Origin of the sequence: Pseudoalteromonas sp. H103 (genome assembly GCF_001469205.1) — a bacterium.
Taxonomy (GTDB): domain Bacteria; phylum Pseudomonadota; class Gammaproteobacteria; order Enterobacterales; family Alteromonadaceae; genus Pseudoalteromonas; species Pseudoalteromonas carrageenovora.
On the sequence record NZ_LOFG01000012.1, the window covers coordinates 473,836 to 488,991 of the forward strand.

The following is a 15,156-nucleotide window of genomic DNA, read 5'->3' on the forward strand; positions in this document are numbered from 1 at the left end:
TTTAAATCTTAACACTCCTGAGGGTTGCTTATGTTATTCAACGGCGATTTAACAACGACTTGTCCTATTAGACAAAGAATCCGTGACTTTTACCGCATAGACGAAAATGCGGTTATTGATCATATTTTACCGCTTGCAGAAGTTGGCGTAAAAGCACGAAGCCGTGCGTGGGAAAGGGCTCGTCAGATTGTTTTAAACATTCGTAAAGACCAAGATGGTCAAAGCGGTGTTGATGCGCTTTTAAACGAATTTTCACTATCAAGTGAAGAAGGCGTTGTATTAATGTGTTTGGCCGAAGCACTGCTTCGCGTACCAGATAAAGCAACTCAAGATGTGCTTATTCGCGACAAGTTAGCTAAAGGCGATTGGAGCTCTCATTTAGGAAGCAGCGATTCATTATTTGTAAACGCATCTTCTTGGGGATTATTAGTAACCGGTAAAATGGTTAACTACACAGACAAAACTAAAGAACAACAGTTCGGTATGCTTAAAAAGACCATTGGTCGTTTAGGCGAACCGGTTATTCGTAAGTCTGTAAACTTTGCAATGAAAATTATGGGTAAGCAATTCGTAATGGGTCGTACCATTGACGAAGCAATTGAGCGTGCTGCCGACACAGAGCAAAAAGGCTATGTATATTCTTACGATATGCTAGGCGAAGGCGCGCGCACCATGAAAGATGCCAAGCGTTACTTTGACAGCTACATGAATGCAATACACTCAATTGGTAAAGCGGCAAATGGCCGTGGACCAGTTAAAAGCCCTGGTATTTCAGTTAAACTTTCTGCTATTCACCCTCGCTATGAGTTCACTCATAAAGAACGTGTAATGCAAGAAATTGTGCCAAAACTTAAAGAGCTTGCGCTTGCTGCTAAAAAGTACGATATCGGCTTTACGGTAGATGCTGAAGAAGCTGACCGTTTAGATATTTCTTTAGATGTTATTGAAGCGGTATTTAGCGATAAAGATCTTGGTGATTGGCAAGGTTTTGGTTTAGCGGTACAGGCTTATCAAAAACGCGCTATTTTTGTAATTGAATGGCTAACTGACCTTGCAACTCGTGTGGGTCGCAAGATGATGGTACGTTTAGTTAAAGGCGCATACTGGGATACAGAAATCAAAACCACTCAGCAAGATGGTTTAGAGCACTTCCCGGTGTTTACGCGTAAAGCGACAACTGACGTTTCTTACAAAGCATGTGCAATTAAAATGCTTGAAGCGCGTGACGTGCTTTACCCACAATTTGCAACACACAACGCTTACACTGCAGCGACTATTTTAGAAGTTGCTAAAGGCGATAACACAGGTTTTGAATTCCAACGCTTACACGGTATGGGTGAATCTTTATTTGACCAAATCGTTAACGAAGAAAAAATTCAGTGCCGCGTATATGCGCCAGTAGGTCAGCACGAAGACTTACTTGCTTATCTTGTACGTCGTTTATTAGAAAACGGTGCAAACTCTTCGTTTGTAAATGCAATAGTAGATACAACTAAACCTGTTGAGTCGTTACTACCAGACCCAGTAGAAACACTGCAAGGCCTGCGTAACAAATACAATACGCAAATTAAAATGCCAATAGACTTATACGGTGAAGAACGTGCCAATTCAAAAGGCATGGATTTAACTGATATTAACGTTATTACCCCTTTCAAAGAAAACCTTGATATGTGGTTTAACGAGCATTTAATTGAGCCAAGCCAAGTACCAGAAGGCTCACTTGCAGTTAAAAACCCTGCAAACCATAAAGAAATTATTGGTCACGTTAAATTACAATCTGGCGATGAAATGAAAACCTTGCTTGCAAATGCAGAAGCCGCATTTGAGACTTGGTCACAAACATCAGTAAAAGAGCGTGCTAACTTATTACGCCGTGTTGCTGATATTTTAGAGCGTCATCACGATGAGCTAGTGGCTATTTGTATTAAAGAAGCGGGTAAAATTGCGCAAGATGGTATTGATGAAGTACGTGAAGCCGTTGATTTTTGCCGTTACTACGCAGCGCGCGCTGAAGAGCTTTCTCAAGATGAGCGTTTTGAAGCCCGTGGCGTAATTTTATGTATTAGCCCATGGAACTTCCCTCTAGCGATTTTCTTAGGCCAAGTGGCTGCTGCTATTGTTACTGGTAACACTGTAATTGCAAAACCAGCTGAGCAAACAAGCTTAATTGCGCTTCGTGCTATAGAGTTAATGTTATCTGTTGGCTTACCAGAGCATGTTGTACAACCTGTTGTTGCACGCGGTTCAGAAGTTGGTAAAACAATTGTCCCTGATGAGCGTATTCAGGCTGTTATGTTTACCGGTTCTACAGAAACAGGCACACTTATTTCTCAAACACTTGCTGCCCGTAACGATATTCAAGTACCGTTAATTGCAGAAACAGGTGGCCAAAACTGTATGATTGTGGACTCAACAGCCCTTCCTGAGCAAGTTGTTGACGATGTAATTAGTTCGGGTTTCCAAAGTGCTGGACAACGTTGTTCTGCTCTTCGTGTGCTATTTATTCAAGATGACGTAGCTGATGGCATTATTGAAATGCTTAAAGGTGCTTTAGCTGAATTACACATTGGCGACCCTTCATTACTTTCAACTGATGTTGGCCCAGTAATTGACGAAAAAGCGCTTAAAAACTTAAACGACCATGTTGAGTACTTAAAAGGTAATTCTATACTTCATTACGAGTGTAAAATTCCGGATAACACGCAAAATGGCGCTTACTTCTTTGCTCCTCGCTTATACGAAATTGAAGATTTATCAGTACTTAAGCGTGAAGTATTTGGCCCATGTGTTCATGTTGTACGCTTTAAATCGAACGATATTGATAACGTGATTGACCAAATAAATAACACAGGTTACGGCTTAACAATGGGCGTGCATTCACGTATTGAAGAGCGCTGTGAGTATTTAGCTAAAATGTCGCGTGCGGGTAACGTATACGTAAACCGTAACATGATTGGCGCGATTGTTGGTGTGCAACCGTTTGGTGGCCGTGGTTTATCAGGTACAGGCCCTAAAGCTGGTGGCCCTAACTACCTTCAACGTTTAGTGAAAGAAAAAGCATCACCAGATAACGTGCAAATGACTAACCTGACGCCAGATGAGCTTGATTTACACCACTATAGCGGTGCAAATGAGCAAGTTCAAAAGCTAATGACGAACTCAATGCGCGATGAAAAAATTTGGCGTGCAACACCATTAAACGACCGCGTTTCGGCTGTACGACAGTTACTTGCTAAAATTGCTACAGTAGAAATTATTGACGATTTAGCAGACGATTTAGCATTAACGCTTTCAGAAGCACGTGCTCAGCTTAACCGCCTTGAAAAACACATGCGTAAGTTTACTACCCTGCCAGGGCCAACTGGTGAGTCTAATACACTTCACCTTGAAGCGCGTGGTTGTGTAGTGTGTTACGCCGATAAAAGTACTTCATTTAACTTTTGGGCATTGTCTATCATTACTGCAATTGCCGCAGGTAATACGGTCATCACTGTAGCGTCTGAGCTGTTTTATGATGAAGCGGTTGCCTTTAAAGATAAATTTATCTCTACAGGTGTTGCTGAGGGCGTATTCCAAGTAGCTAAACCTAATCAGTTACAAGCTATTTTGGCACACCCTCATTTAGCAGGTGCGGTAGTTGCTGCTCGCTCGTCTCGTTTAGGCTACTTCAGCCAACAACTTGCACAGCGTAAAGGAGCAATTTTACCGGTAATTAGCTCTGAGTATTACGATACATTAATTAAGCGCTTAATTACTGAAAAAACAATTAGTATTGATACAACAGCATCAGGCGGTAATACCTCGCTAATGACGCTTGTTGAAGATGATGAGTAGTTAACTCAATACTTTTACACTAAAAAATAAAAAAGGCACTGTAAAGTGCCTTTTTTATTAGTCAGTAACGTACATATTTGTTAAATTAACGAAAGATTAACAACAGAAGCCACTAGATTGAAAATTATTCCTATTTCAAAACTATTACCCGGTATGTTTGTTCAAAGTGTTACTAAACAAACAGGCCGTATAAAGATCAAAAATCAGGGATGGGTAAAAACTCAGGCTGGTATTGATAAGCTTAAAAATGCCGGTATTTTAGAGGTAGAAATAGACCCAGACAAAACCCTCACAGATTCAGTACCTGAAAAAGAATCAACCCAGACATCTACCATCATTAAAAAACGTGATCCCTGGCAGAAAGTTCACAGTAGTGAACAAGAAATGGGTAAAGCAAAAAAGCTTTACGACGAAGCTAAAACCTTACAAATAAAAGCATTTAAAGATATTAAGGCTGGCCGTGATATAGATATAGCGCCATTTAGAGAGCTTGCCAGTGGTTTTATGGACTCAGTATTTAGAAACCAAGATGCCCTTGCATGTTTAACGCAAATGCGCCAAAAAGACGCTTACTTACTTGAGCACTCAATAAACGTGTCTATTTTAATGGGCATTTTTGCAAAACATTTAGGCGTAGATAAAGACCTAATAGTAGAGCTAACAACAGGTGCTTTATTGCATGATATAGGAAAAATAAAAACCCCAGATGAAGTGCTCAACAAACCAGGGCGTCTAACCGAGGCCGAGTTTGAAATAATGAAGCTGCACGCACTTTATTCAAAGCAAATACTAGAAGAGTCTGGATTAACTGGTGTAGCTGTAGATATTGCTGGTATGCACCATGAACGATTGGATGGCAAAGGCTACCCCTTTGGTAAAAAAGGTGATGAAATAAGCTTATATGTTCGCATGGCATCGATTGTAGATGTATACGATGCATTAACCGCAGAGCGAGTTTATAAAGCAGGTATGGAGCCTATAAAAGCCTTTAAAATATTAAAAGACGGATGCCCGGACAGTTTTGATGGTGAGCTATTAACTAAGTTTATCCAGTGTATTGGTATTCACCCTGTAGGTACTCTTGTCAGGTTGTCGAGTCAAAAAGTGGGCTTGGTAACCGAAAGCAACCCAGCGACCCCCTTAAAGCCTACAGTTAAAACTTTTTATAGTGCTAAACATGGTCGCTATACGGAAGTACAAGATATAGATTTATCAAATAAAAAAACGTCTGACTCGCTAGAGTCTGCCGTAAAACCAAAAGAATATAATATTGATTTAGAACGCTTTTATAAAAATTCTATTTTACCTTAATAAAGCCGCTCAGAACGCGATAGTGCGGCTCTATTGATACAACTCCTACCTTATTATTGCGGCCAGTCTTGCAATGCTTTTAAGCTAAACTCGTAACCATCAAAATCAAGTACACTTTGCTCTGGCGTAATCTCTATTACAGTTAAAACTCCGATGCTTTCACCTTCATGAAGCTCTCGTCCATTTAACTTGATCCAACGTTTATCTGCGCTTGATGAGTAAATATGCGCCTGATATTTTATGCTTGGTAGCATTGCTTGTAGGCCGTCTGGTAATAGCTCTACAGGGTTAACACGAGAAGAAGTGCGAGAGCCTTGAGTTACTTCGTAATCTTGCTCCTGTTCAGAGTCTTTTATTGCTTGTGCAAACGCGTCTTTTAATTTAGTTGGCACCGCATCTAATTCAGGATCGCTTTGTGTCGTTGATGTATTTTGCCCTGCATTACTATTAACAGGTTTACCCAGCACTTTATATTTGCTCATATCTAGCCCAGCAGAGCTTGTATTTGGCGTTTGAGGCTGCATAAACTGTGAGTTTTGCCCTTGTGCATTATAGGCATTGGGGTTGTAGTTCTGCACAGGTTGATTAAATGTATTTTGGCTATAACCATTGGCATTTATAGGCATTTTTACATTATAACCTTGCTGAGTTTGCATAGGATTATCATTCATTGGAATATATTGCCCTTGCGGGGTTAGCAGCATTTTTTGCACACCAGATTGTGTTTGTACATATACAACCTGACCTTCAATAGACGCTTTATTAGTGCTATCTGCAGTTTTCATAGACTCTAAAGGCGATGATTTATTTGCTGAATTTAAAGATGCTGTTTGCTCTTCTTCGCTCACTTTTACAGGCGCTTTACTATCCGCTTCAATTTTTGTAGCTTCGTTAAGTACTGGCTTTTCAAAAAAGGGGCTGCTTTGTAGCCACTTACCACTGGCAAACCCACCAGCGACAGTTATAAAAGCGGCAATACTGCCTCCGAGTAACCACGCTACTTTACGATAACGCTTGAGTGCTTGTTGTTGTTTTAATTGTTCTGATTGCAAATCGTATTGCTCGGCGCTCATATCTGCTTGTTGCGATTGTTTTAATGCATCTAATAAATAAGACATTAATCACCTAACTATATAATAAATGAAAGGCCAACACCTGCTGCAAACAATGCAACAAAGGCAAAGCCGTACGAGGTGTATCCACTTGGTTTTGAAGCGCTATTATCAGTTGCTATAAAATCCATAGGTAATGATTCTTGCGCTGATTTTTTTATTATATCGCTATCTACTATTAGCTGTTGCTTTGCAAAAGCCCCTACTAATGCCCGCTCACATACTAAGTTCATCAAGCGAGGCACTCCGCCAGTTAACTGATGGACAGTTTGCATGGCATCCATTGAAAATATTCCTTTATCACAGCCTGCTATATGTAAACGGTGCTTAATATAAGCCACCGTTTGCCCTTGCGTTAACGGTAATAAGTGATATCGAGCAGTAATTCGCTGAGCAAGTTGCCTTAATTCATTTCGTTTTAATAGCTCTTGCAATTCAGGTTGCCCTACTAGCACTATTTGCAGTAACTTTTTATGATCAGTTTCTATGTTAGTTAATAAGCGTAACTGCTCTAGTACATCAGGTGCTAATAATTGGGCTTCATCAATAATAAGTATGGTGTGGCCACCCGACTTATTATTCATTTCTAAATGCTGTTTAATAATATCGGTTAGGCTTTTTAGTGTGGCATTTTGCGAGTCGTAACTAATTTTTAACTCATCACAAATACTTGCTAAAAGTTCAAGCTCTGATAACGCAGGGTTATGGATCATTGCCACTTGCGTATTTTCTGGCAGCTGCTCTAACATACTGCGCGTAATAGTTGTTTTACCTGTGCCTACTTCGCCCGTTAATAATACAAAGCCGCCATCTTCACCCAATCCATAGGTTAGGTGTGCTAATGCTTCTTTGTGGCGTTCACTTAAAAATAAGTAATGAGGGTTAGGCGAGATCGAAAAAGGTTTTTCGCTTAGGCCAAAATAGCTTAAATACACCGTGATATTCCTTCGTAATTAAATCACGGCCTATAATGGCAAAAAAACACACTAAGTAACAATCTTATAAGCACTTTATTGGTGAAATAACGTAAATTTATGTAAAACAAAAAAGCACAGCGTTAAAGCTGTGCTTTTTAGTGTAATGCCTTTATAAGTAGCATCAGCTAAATAATAGTTTATGTTATTTTTCGTAACGAACTAAGCGTAAATACACGTTACTTGTTTTGGCGTGTAAACTATTTAGCCCGCTATCAAATTGATAAACCCATGCTGAGCTCATTGTGCTTACACCCGATGTATTTGACCAATAATTTTGCAGCTTGGTGCCTAAAAATACATCTTCATTAATACTTGGCTCTGTACAGCTGTGCTCTAAAATACTCGCAAGCTCTTTAATATTAGGCACTTGCCAATCATCGTAATCGGCGGTTGTATCATTTTTTGCTCCGCGCAGAGCTTCTTGCCAATTAATAGAAGGTGTAGACCCTTCGCACAGTTCTGTATCCTCGTTGTAGGTTTGCGAATAGCTACATCGTTGCCACATTAAACCTGTTTCACTGTCTGATACTGTACCGTCTGTATTTATAGTAAACCTATCTGTTGCGGTTGTAGTGTCTGCACCTGCGTAACATGTTTGTTCAGCAGCAACATTAAAGCTAAACGCGGTAGCAGCTAGAACATAGAGTAATTTTAATTTCATCATTTTCTCCTAACGGCTTCTAACTAGGCGTACATAAGCGGTGTTTTCTTTAGGGTAAGCAAGGTCATTCCCGCTACTCATATCGATAATATAAGCTTGCGATAAACTAGTACCATCGGCGGCTGTTTGCGAGGTCCAATAAGGTAAATCTACATCTTCTATCTCGCCCGCTTGAGGGATATAAGGAAATAACGATTCGTCGATCAATACTCTTTGCCCTTGCTTGCCATAATCAATTAAACCTAAAAGCTCAGTGTACGTTGGTAAACGCCAATTAGTACCACCACAAAAATCTAAGTCGTTCACTTCGTTTATATAACTTTGAACTCCACAACTTGTATCGTTAGGACACGTGCTATTTGCAGTACTTGTATCTGTAAAAGTAGTCTCTCCTATATCCCAAAAGTAATGATTTTGCCCATCTCGCAATGAGGTGTCTGGCACAGTACCTGAAGGAGCACTTTTTACTTCCCACACTAAGCCAGTCACATTATCGCGAATACAGGTAAAGTCACTGCTATCATCTGCAACTTCATCGGCAAACTTGTTTAACTTAGTATAATCAAATGCCAGATTACCTTTACCTACTTTATCTAATCTATTTGCGTAACTATCGCGGCCAAGCTCAGCATCTTGCTCAGGAAAGTCATCACTTGCGCAGTTTATTCGTTGAGTATTGTTATAGCACTCACCTACACCGCTGTCGTTTATAAGTCCCAGCGCTTTAGGTGTAACATCAACAAATAAAGAATCTGTATCGGTACGCCCTTTTGAGTCTGTTACTGTCACCTCAAAGCTTAAAGTAGTATCTGTATCTACATCAGATGCAGTAAATGTTGTTGTACATTGGCTCGCGCTACTAAGCGTTTCGGCATTACCGGTAAGTTGTTGCCAGGTACACTCATAAGTATCTGTGACTGTTTCACTGCCTGTTGCATCTAGGGTAACTAATTCAAACTCTTCTACAGTTTGATCATCCCCAGCATTAGCATCCACCAGCTCATTAGTTTTATTAAGTGTCATATCATATTGCGTACTTGCTTGCCCACCTTCATCGTCAGTAATTGTTAATTTCCAAGATAAATTGGTATTGCTTTCAAGTAACGGATGAGAGAAGCTCAGCGTTGACTCATCAAAGCTTGTAATATCAAGATCTAAGCCTGATAACTGTTCCCAAAAATAAGTATCTATTTGGCCATTGTCATCAGGATCTGTTGATTCAAGAGCACTTAAGGTAATTGTATCTTTATAAACAGAGGGAAGTGTTTCGGGTAAGGTTTGCGTTACTACCACAAGAGGTAGCTGATTATTAGAACTAACAGAAATTGTAATATCATCACTAACAGCACTGCTTCCAGTACTTTGATAGCTAACTCTTAAAATTATTTCACTGTCAGCTTTAACATCTGGTGCTGTAAGGGTTTGCTCTGCACCATCAAGTGGGAATCCATCTAAACTTGGGCCACTTACTTGTTGCCAAGTAAATGTACCGTCTGCAGGAGAGCCTTGTGCAGTAATGGTAAATTCACTTTTTTCGATAATTTGTAAGTCAGTTCCGGCATTCACTGATGACTCTATACCGGTATCGTCACTACCACCACCGCCTCCACACGCACTCAGCAAACCGCAAGAAATGAGAGGGATTAAAGCAAACGCTTTCATACGTAGCACCTTTTATGTCAAATAATTACTATAGTGTAATCACAAGCAATAAAGATGCCATTAAATAGCTACATATAAGTATCTTGATGGATACGCACAAACAACTTTGTACCTATTTTACTGTAATCTACCTTGTACTCTCGACCATCCAAAGCCTGAATAAAAAGCAGTTGCTTTTCTTCACCAAAAACATCTGCACTGCTAACGTAAACCATTTCTAGGTAACGGTCTTTTGCGTCACGTCGATTTTTAGGTAACTCTTCTTTAAATGGTTCTAGGCCATTTTGAGTTACTTTTATTTTAGGGTGGATCTCAGAGTTAACTACCACTAAATCAAGTTTTTTGTCTTTATGTATTATGGTATTTCGACCACTTTTTAAAAAGGCTCTGTCTTGGCTCATCTTCTTTCCTACAGCCGCAATTTAATTATTAATTTGCGACGCTATAAACTGACTGGGCTGGCGCTTCCACTTATTTAAGTTAGCACTAAATGCCCAAATATCTCTATCTAATACACTGGCAGGTAACAATAAGTCGTAACCTGTTAACAGTTGAAGGTGCTTAGTTCTATTAGCAAACATAGCTATAAGTCCAGTATAGCTCTTTCCTTTTAAGGAAGTGTAATGTGTATCTTCTATTAACCATTCTGATGGGCAATTGCCATTTTTGCAATGTTTTTGAACAACTTGCATAAATAAGTTGCGCTGTTCTATTAATAGTTTCCCTGCAATTCGCGGTGCAATACTTGTTAAAAACTCATCTATGTCGTTTAATTTAACACCCACAGCATTAAGCTCTAGGTGATCAAGCCCATCTTCTACTTTAGGGATCCCACTGTGATGAAAATTACTCCAAGACATGCTCCACGCGCCATATTTGTGGCAATAAATTAATTCAGACTCACTTAAAACTAGACTGTAATAAGGCTCTTGAGTTTTTAAAAAACCAACAAAAATAGCGGCTATACACAAACTTACTAAAAATATTTCTAGTATGCTAATTTCACCCGGCCGCAATAAGTTAAACAGCATGATAAAGGCAAGGCCTACCGCCCCAACAATAAGTATTTCTATTGCATAGCGAGCTCCTTGAGCACGATATTTAACCGCTTTGTTAAGTTTATCCATATTGATAAAACACCATATAAAATACAAACATAATAACGGCCCAAAGTATGACCTTTCTTGTGGTTAAACAAAAACTACAGGTGGTTTTAAATTTCATACATTTACCGCTTTTCCTCAACAAAATAGGAACAATGAATAAATCTTATTTACTTTTACGCTTAACGCACAAATTTATGAGATACATAACCGCCTTTTCCCGGTCTTATTTCGTACAATACTTACAATTCATTTTCAGGTATGAAATCAATGTACTCAAGACAATCAGGTAAAGCTCTCTTTCCATTTATTATTACACTACTTTTAATATTTAGCGTTTACTTATATTTACCCGCTAGCCACGGTGAACAGGCCGATTTATCGCAAATGTCGACCCAAGTAACAGCTCACACGGTTACCTCTCAAGAAAACGCAGTAATGATAGAAGCCATTGGTAGTGCCCGCGCAAACCAAGCAATTTATATTAAAAGTGCACAAAACGACTATGTCACAGATATATACTTTAAAGATGGCGACTTAGTCAGTAAAGGTCAAAAATTAGTTCAACTACAAAGCCAGCAAGAACAACTAGCGGTTAAAGAACTAGGCATAAACCTGCGTGAAGAAAAGCGCCAGCTAGACCGCCTTACTGAGCTTTCACGTACGCAATCAACAGCAAAGTCACTACTAGAGGAGCAACTTTCGCGTGTTGATGCAACAGAGGCTCAACTAGAAAGCGCAAAAACAAAGCTAAACGAAATGACGATTACTGCGCCTTTTTCTGGTCTACTAGGTAAACGAGAAATATCAGTAGGTGCATACGTAAGTAATACAACCATTATCACAACACTTGATGATATTAGTATTATTAAAGTTGATTTTAAAGTGCCTGAAAAATACTTATCTCAGCTAGCTATAGGTATGAAGGTATTAACTCAAAACGACGCCTACCCAGGGCAAACGTTTAACGGCAAAGTAACGCATATTAGCTCGCGTATCGACTCTGTAACTCGCAGCGTTGAAGTTACTGCAAGCTTTGCTAATAAATCAGGATTACTTCGCCCTGGCATGTTATTAAACACGGCTCTGGAGCTAAGTAGTAATCAGGCATTAATGGTGCCTGAAAAAGCCGTGATCCCACTTCAAGATAAACATTTTGTATTTCAAATTACTGATGGTGTAGCTAACCGAATTGAAGTACATGTTGCCGGCAGAAACAATGGTTGGGTTGCTATTGATGAAGGCTTAACCGATGGCGAGCAAATTGTTACTGAAGGGCTAATAAAAATTCGCTCTGGTAGCAAAGTAAGCATAAAGGGGTAATACGTGAAGATTACAGATACTAGCGTTAAACGCCCTGTTTTTGCCATTGTAATTAATTTACTACTGCTTACTTTTGGTTTGGTTGCTTTTACTATGCTGCCACTTCGAGAATACCCAGATATTGAAACGCCTATAGTAAATATAAGTACTGAGTACACTGGCGCGTCTGCTGAGATTATAGAAACCAAAATAACGCAAATAATTGAAAATCGTATATCAGGTATTGAAGGTATTAAAAGTATTAACTCATCAAGTCGTAATGGACGTTCAAACATTACTATTGAGTTTAATATTAACCGCGACATAGACGCTGCATCTAACGATGTACGAGAGCGAGTTGCTCGCGCTCTAGATAGCTTACCTGATCAAGTACGCCCACCTGAAATATCTAAATCAAATAGTGATGAAAGCCCTATTGCGTGGTTTGTACTAAACAGCGAAACAATGGATTCGTTGCAACTATCTGATTACGCTCAGCGTTTTATTGTTGACCGTTTGGCCGTCGTTGATGGTGTATCAAACGTACGTATTGGCGGAGAGCGCCAATACGCGATGAAAATTTGGCTAAATCGCCAAGCCATGGCTGCCCGTGGAATTACATCAAGTGATATAGAAAATACGCTACGTACAGAAAACGTTGAGCTACCAGCAGGTGAAATTGAGTCGATAGATCGTGACTTTACTGTACGTACAGCCCGAAGCTATAAAGATCAACGCGATTTTAAAAACCTAGTAATAAAGCGTGGTGAAGAAGGCTATTTAGTACGTTTAGGCGAAGTTGCCGACGTTCAGCTAGAAGCTGCTGACGATGAAAGTTTGTTCCGTGGTAATGGCCGTAACATGATTGGTTTAGGCATTGTTAAGCAAGCTAAAGCAAACACGTTAACCGTGGTAGACAATGCCCGCAGCGAACTTGAAAAAATAAAACGAAACCTACCTGAAGGTACTACTATTCAAGACAGCTACGACTCCTCTGTGTTTATTAAAGAGTCAATTAGTGAAGTTTACAGCACTCTAGCAATATCTATGGGGCTAGTTGTACTGGTTATATTTTTGTTTTTAGGCAATATACGAGCAACGCTTATCCCGGCGGTAACTGTACCCGTAGCACTGGTTGGTAGCTTTATGTTTTTACTTGCTATGGGTTACTCAATCAACCTATTAACGTTATTGGCATTAGTATTGGCTATTGGTTTAGTCGTAGATGACGCCATTGTAATGCTTGAAAACATTCACCGCCGTATAGAGCTGGGTGAGCCACCGTTGTTAGCCGCATTTAGGGGCGCACGTGAAGTAGGTTTTGCAATTGTAGCAACCACACTAGTGCTTATATCGGTATTTGTGCCGCTTGTATTTATGGATGGCCGTATAGGCGCCTTATTTACAGAGTTTGCAATGGCTGTAAGTGCTGCCGTATTTTTCTCAAGCGTTACCGCGCTAACGCTTGCTCCTGCCCTTTGCTCTAAAGTACTTAAAGTATCTGACAAACCAAACAAGTTTAGCCTGTGGATGGACCGTCAGTTTACTAAAATAGAATCAAGCTATCGTAAGTCCTTATCTACCAATATAACCCGTAAATGGGGATTAATGGTGAGCTTATTACTTGCTGGCTTTGTTAGTTATTCGCTATTTTTACAAGTCCCCTCTGAGCTAACGCCAAAAGAAGACCGTGGTACATTCTTTATTATGATGAGTGGTCCAGAAGGCGCAAGCTACGAAAATAATGCCGCCAACATGGCAAAAATTGAAGAGCGCTTAATGCCCTATTCGCAAGCAGGTGAGCTTAGCCGTGTGCTTGTTCGAGTGCCTGGTTGGGGCGGTAGCGGCGGCGTGGCAATTGTAGGTATGGCCGATTGGGATAAGCGTAAACGCTCTACTTGGGAAGTAATGGATGAAATAAGCGGTAAAATGCAAGAAGTTACTGATGTACGTGCCTTTGCCATTATGCGCCGCGGTATTGGCGGTGGTGGCTCATCTCGCCCTATTGAGTTTGTATTGCAAGGTAACGATTACGCACAACTAGCCGATTGGCGCGACCGCATAATAAAACGTGCCGAGCAAAACCCAGGCCTTGTAAGAATCGACCATGATTATAAAGAAACCTTCCCACAGTTTTTAGTTAGCATAGATAAAAACAAAGCGGCTGATTTAGGTGTGTCGGTATCAGATGTAGGCACAACCCTTGAAACAATGTTAGGTCAGCGCCGCGTAACCACCTTTATTGACCGTGGTGAAGAATACGATGTAATTTTAAAAGGCACAAAAGCCGATTTTGCTAACCCTACTGATATTTCAAACATATACCTTAAATCGCGAAGCGGTGAGCTAGTACCGCTAGACAGCCTTATCAGCTTAAAAGAAGAAGCCACAGCATCGCGATTAAATCGTTATAATCGTATGCGCGCTATAACGCTAAGCGCTAACTTAGCTGATGGCTATACGCTTGAGCAAGCGCTTAACTTTTTGAATGAAGTAGCCGCGCAGGAAAACGATATTGATGGTGCTGTAGATTATAAAGGCGAATCTCAGCTTTATTACGAAGGTGCATCTGCGATGACCTATGTATTTATACTTGCTCTTACGGTTACTTTTTTAGTACTGGCAGCGCAATTTGAAAGCTTTATGCACCCGTTTGTAATTATGCTAACTGTACCGCTTGGCTTAATGGGCGCTATGTTTGGTTTATGGTCTACTGGCCTTACGCTCAATATTTACAGCCAAATTGGTATTGTCATGCTCATAGGTTTAAGCGCTAAAAACGGTATTTTAATCGTTGAGTTTACTAACCAGCTACGTGATAAAGGCGTTGAATTTAGCGAAGCTATTTTGCAGGCAGCAACTCAGCGCTTACGCCCTATTATTATGACCTCGCTGACCACGGTTATGAGTTCGGTACCTTTAGTACTTGCCTCAGGTCCTGGTGCTGAAAGCCGCATGGTAATTGGTGTTGTTGTATTTACAGGCGTTATAGTCTCTACCTTGCTGACTCTTTTTGTTGTACCTGCTGCGTATTATGCGTTAGCTCGAAACACACAATCGCCTGAGTTTTTACAACAAAAACTTGATAAACAAGCACAAGATAAACCTTTAGAAGAGATCTAACCGCTTAATTGCGCCGTAACCTTGTTGTTACGGCGCATTCATTTTATGCTCGCCTTTAAACTCCATACACA

Annotated in this window: 10 protein-coding genes; 4 read left to right on the forward strand and 6 right to left on the reverse strand. The window is 40.2% G+C overall.

Going from position 1 to position 15,156, the window contains the following annotated elements:
• Positions 1–30 precede the first annotated feature (30 nt).
• Both putA and ATS74_RS09445 read left to right on the forward strand, forming a co-directional pair.
• Positions 31–3,834: a bifunctional proline dehydrogenase/L-glutamate gamma-semialdehyde dehydrogenase PutA gene (putA, locus tag ATS74_RS09440; RefSeq protein WP_058548641.1), complete on the forward strand. Its 3,804-nt coding sequence runs from the start codon at positions 31–33 to the stop codon at positions 3,832–3,834.
• A gap of 117 nt (positions 3,835–3,951) precedes the next feature.
• Positions 3,952–5,145: an HD-GYP domain-containing protein gene (locus ATS74_RS09445; protein ID WP_058548642.1), complete on the forward strand. Its 1,194-nt coding sequence runs from the start codon at positions 3,952–3,954 to the stop codon at positions 5,143–5,145.
• A 53-nt stretch (positions 5,146–5,198) separates the two neighbouring features.
• Here the strand turns inward: ATS74_RS09445 and ATS74_RS09450 are convergent, their stop codons facing one another.
• From ATS74_RS09450 to ATS74_RS09475, 6 genes are all read right to left on the reverse strand, one after another.
• The gene (locus ATS74_RS09450) at positions 5,199–6,263 is read right to left on the reverse strand and encodes a general secretion pathway protein GspB (RefSeq protein ID WP_058548643.1); all 1,065 of its coding nucleotides are present in this window, start codon (positions 6,261–6,263) and stop codon (positions 5,199–5,201) included.
• 11 nt (positions 6,264–6,274) lie between these two features.
• Positions 6,275–7,192: an ExeA family protein gene (locus tag ATS74_RS09455; RefSeq protein ID WP_058548644.1), complete on the reverse strand. Its 918-nt coding sequence runs from the start codon at positions 7,190–7,192 to the stop codon at positions 6,275–6,277.
• 184 nt (positions 7,193–7,376) lie between these two features.
• Positions 7,377–7,895, reverse strand: coding sequence for an Lcl C-terminal domain-containing protein (locus ATS74_RS09460; protein WP_058548645.1), 519 nt, complete (start codon positions 7,893–7,895; stop codon positions 7,377–7,379).
• 9 nt (positions 7,896–7,904) lie between these two features.
• Positions 7,905–9,557 (reverse strand): Lcl C-terminal domain-containing protein, encoded by a 1,653-nt coding sequence (locus ATS74_RS09465; RefSeq protein WP_058548646.1) that lies wholly within the window; start codon positions 9,555–9,557, stop codon positions 7,905–7,907.
• Positions 9,558–9,625: 68 nt separating this feature from the next.
• Positions 9,626–9,958 carry a hypothetical protein gene (locus ATS74_RS09470; RefSeq protein ID WP_058548647.1) on the reverse strand — a complete coding sequence of 111 codons (333 nt, stop codon included), beginning with the start codon at positions 9,956–9,958 and terminating at the stop codon, positions 9,626–9,628.
• Positions 9,959–9,979: 21 nt separating this feature from the next.
• Positions 9,980–10,684, reverse strand: a complete 705-nt coding sequence (locus ATS74_RS09475) for a DUF2982 domain-containing protein (RefSeq protein ID WP_058548648.1) — start codon at positions 10,682–10,684, stop codon at positions 9,980–9,982.
• A 246-nt stretch (positions 10,685–10,930) separates the two neighbouring features.
• On the opposite strand from ATS74_RS09475, the gene ATS74_RS09480 reads away from it, so the two are divergent.
• On the forward strand, positions 10,931–11,983 hold the full coding sequence (locus ATS74_RS09480) for an efflux RND transporter periplasmic adaptor subunit (RefSeq protein ID WP_058548649.1): 1,053 nt from the start codon (positions 10,931–10,933) through the stop codon (positions 11,981–11,983).
• 3 nt (positions 11,984–11,986) lie between these two features.
• The gene (locus ATS74_RS09485) at positions 11,987–15,085 is read left to right on the forward strand and encodes an efflux RND transporter permease subunit (protein ID WP_058548650.1); all 3,099 of its coding nucleotides are present in this window, start codon (positions 11,987–11,989) and stop codon (positions 15,083–15,085) included.
• Positions 15,086–15,156 lie beyond the last annotated feature (71 nt).

Excerpts from the sequence above, each read along its gene's own strand:
- putA (WP_058548641.1), top strand. The coding sequence starts at position 31 with ATGTTATTCAACGGCGATTTAACAACGACTTGTCCTATTAGACAAAGA.
- ATS74_RS09450 (WP_058548643.1), bottom strand. The coding sequence starts at position 6,263 with ATGTCTTATTTATTAGATGCATTAAAACAATCGCAACAAGCAGATATG.
- ATS74_RS09460 (WP_058548645.1), bottom strand. The coding sequence starts at position 7,895 with ATGAAATTAAAATTACTCTATGTTCTAGCTGCTACCGCGTTTAGCTTT.
- ATS74_RS09465 (WP_058548646.1), bottom strand. The coding sequence starts at position 9,557 with ATGAAAGCGTTTGCTTTAATCCCTCTCATTTCTTGCGGTTTGCTGAGT.
- ATS74_RS09470 (WP_058548647.1), bottom strand. The coding sequence starts at position 9,958 with ATGAGCCAAGACAGAGCCTTTTTAAAAAGTGGTCGAAATACCATAATA.
- ATS74_RS09475 (WP_058548648.1), bottom strand. The coding sequence starts at position 10,684 with ATGGATAAACTTAACAAAGCGGTTAAATATCGTGCTCAAGGAGCTCGC.
- ATS74_RS09480 (WP_058548649.1), top strand. The coding sequence starts at position 10,931 with ATGTACTCAAGACAATCAGGTAAAGCTCTCTTTCCATTTATTATTACA.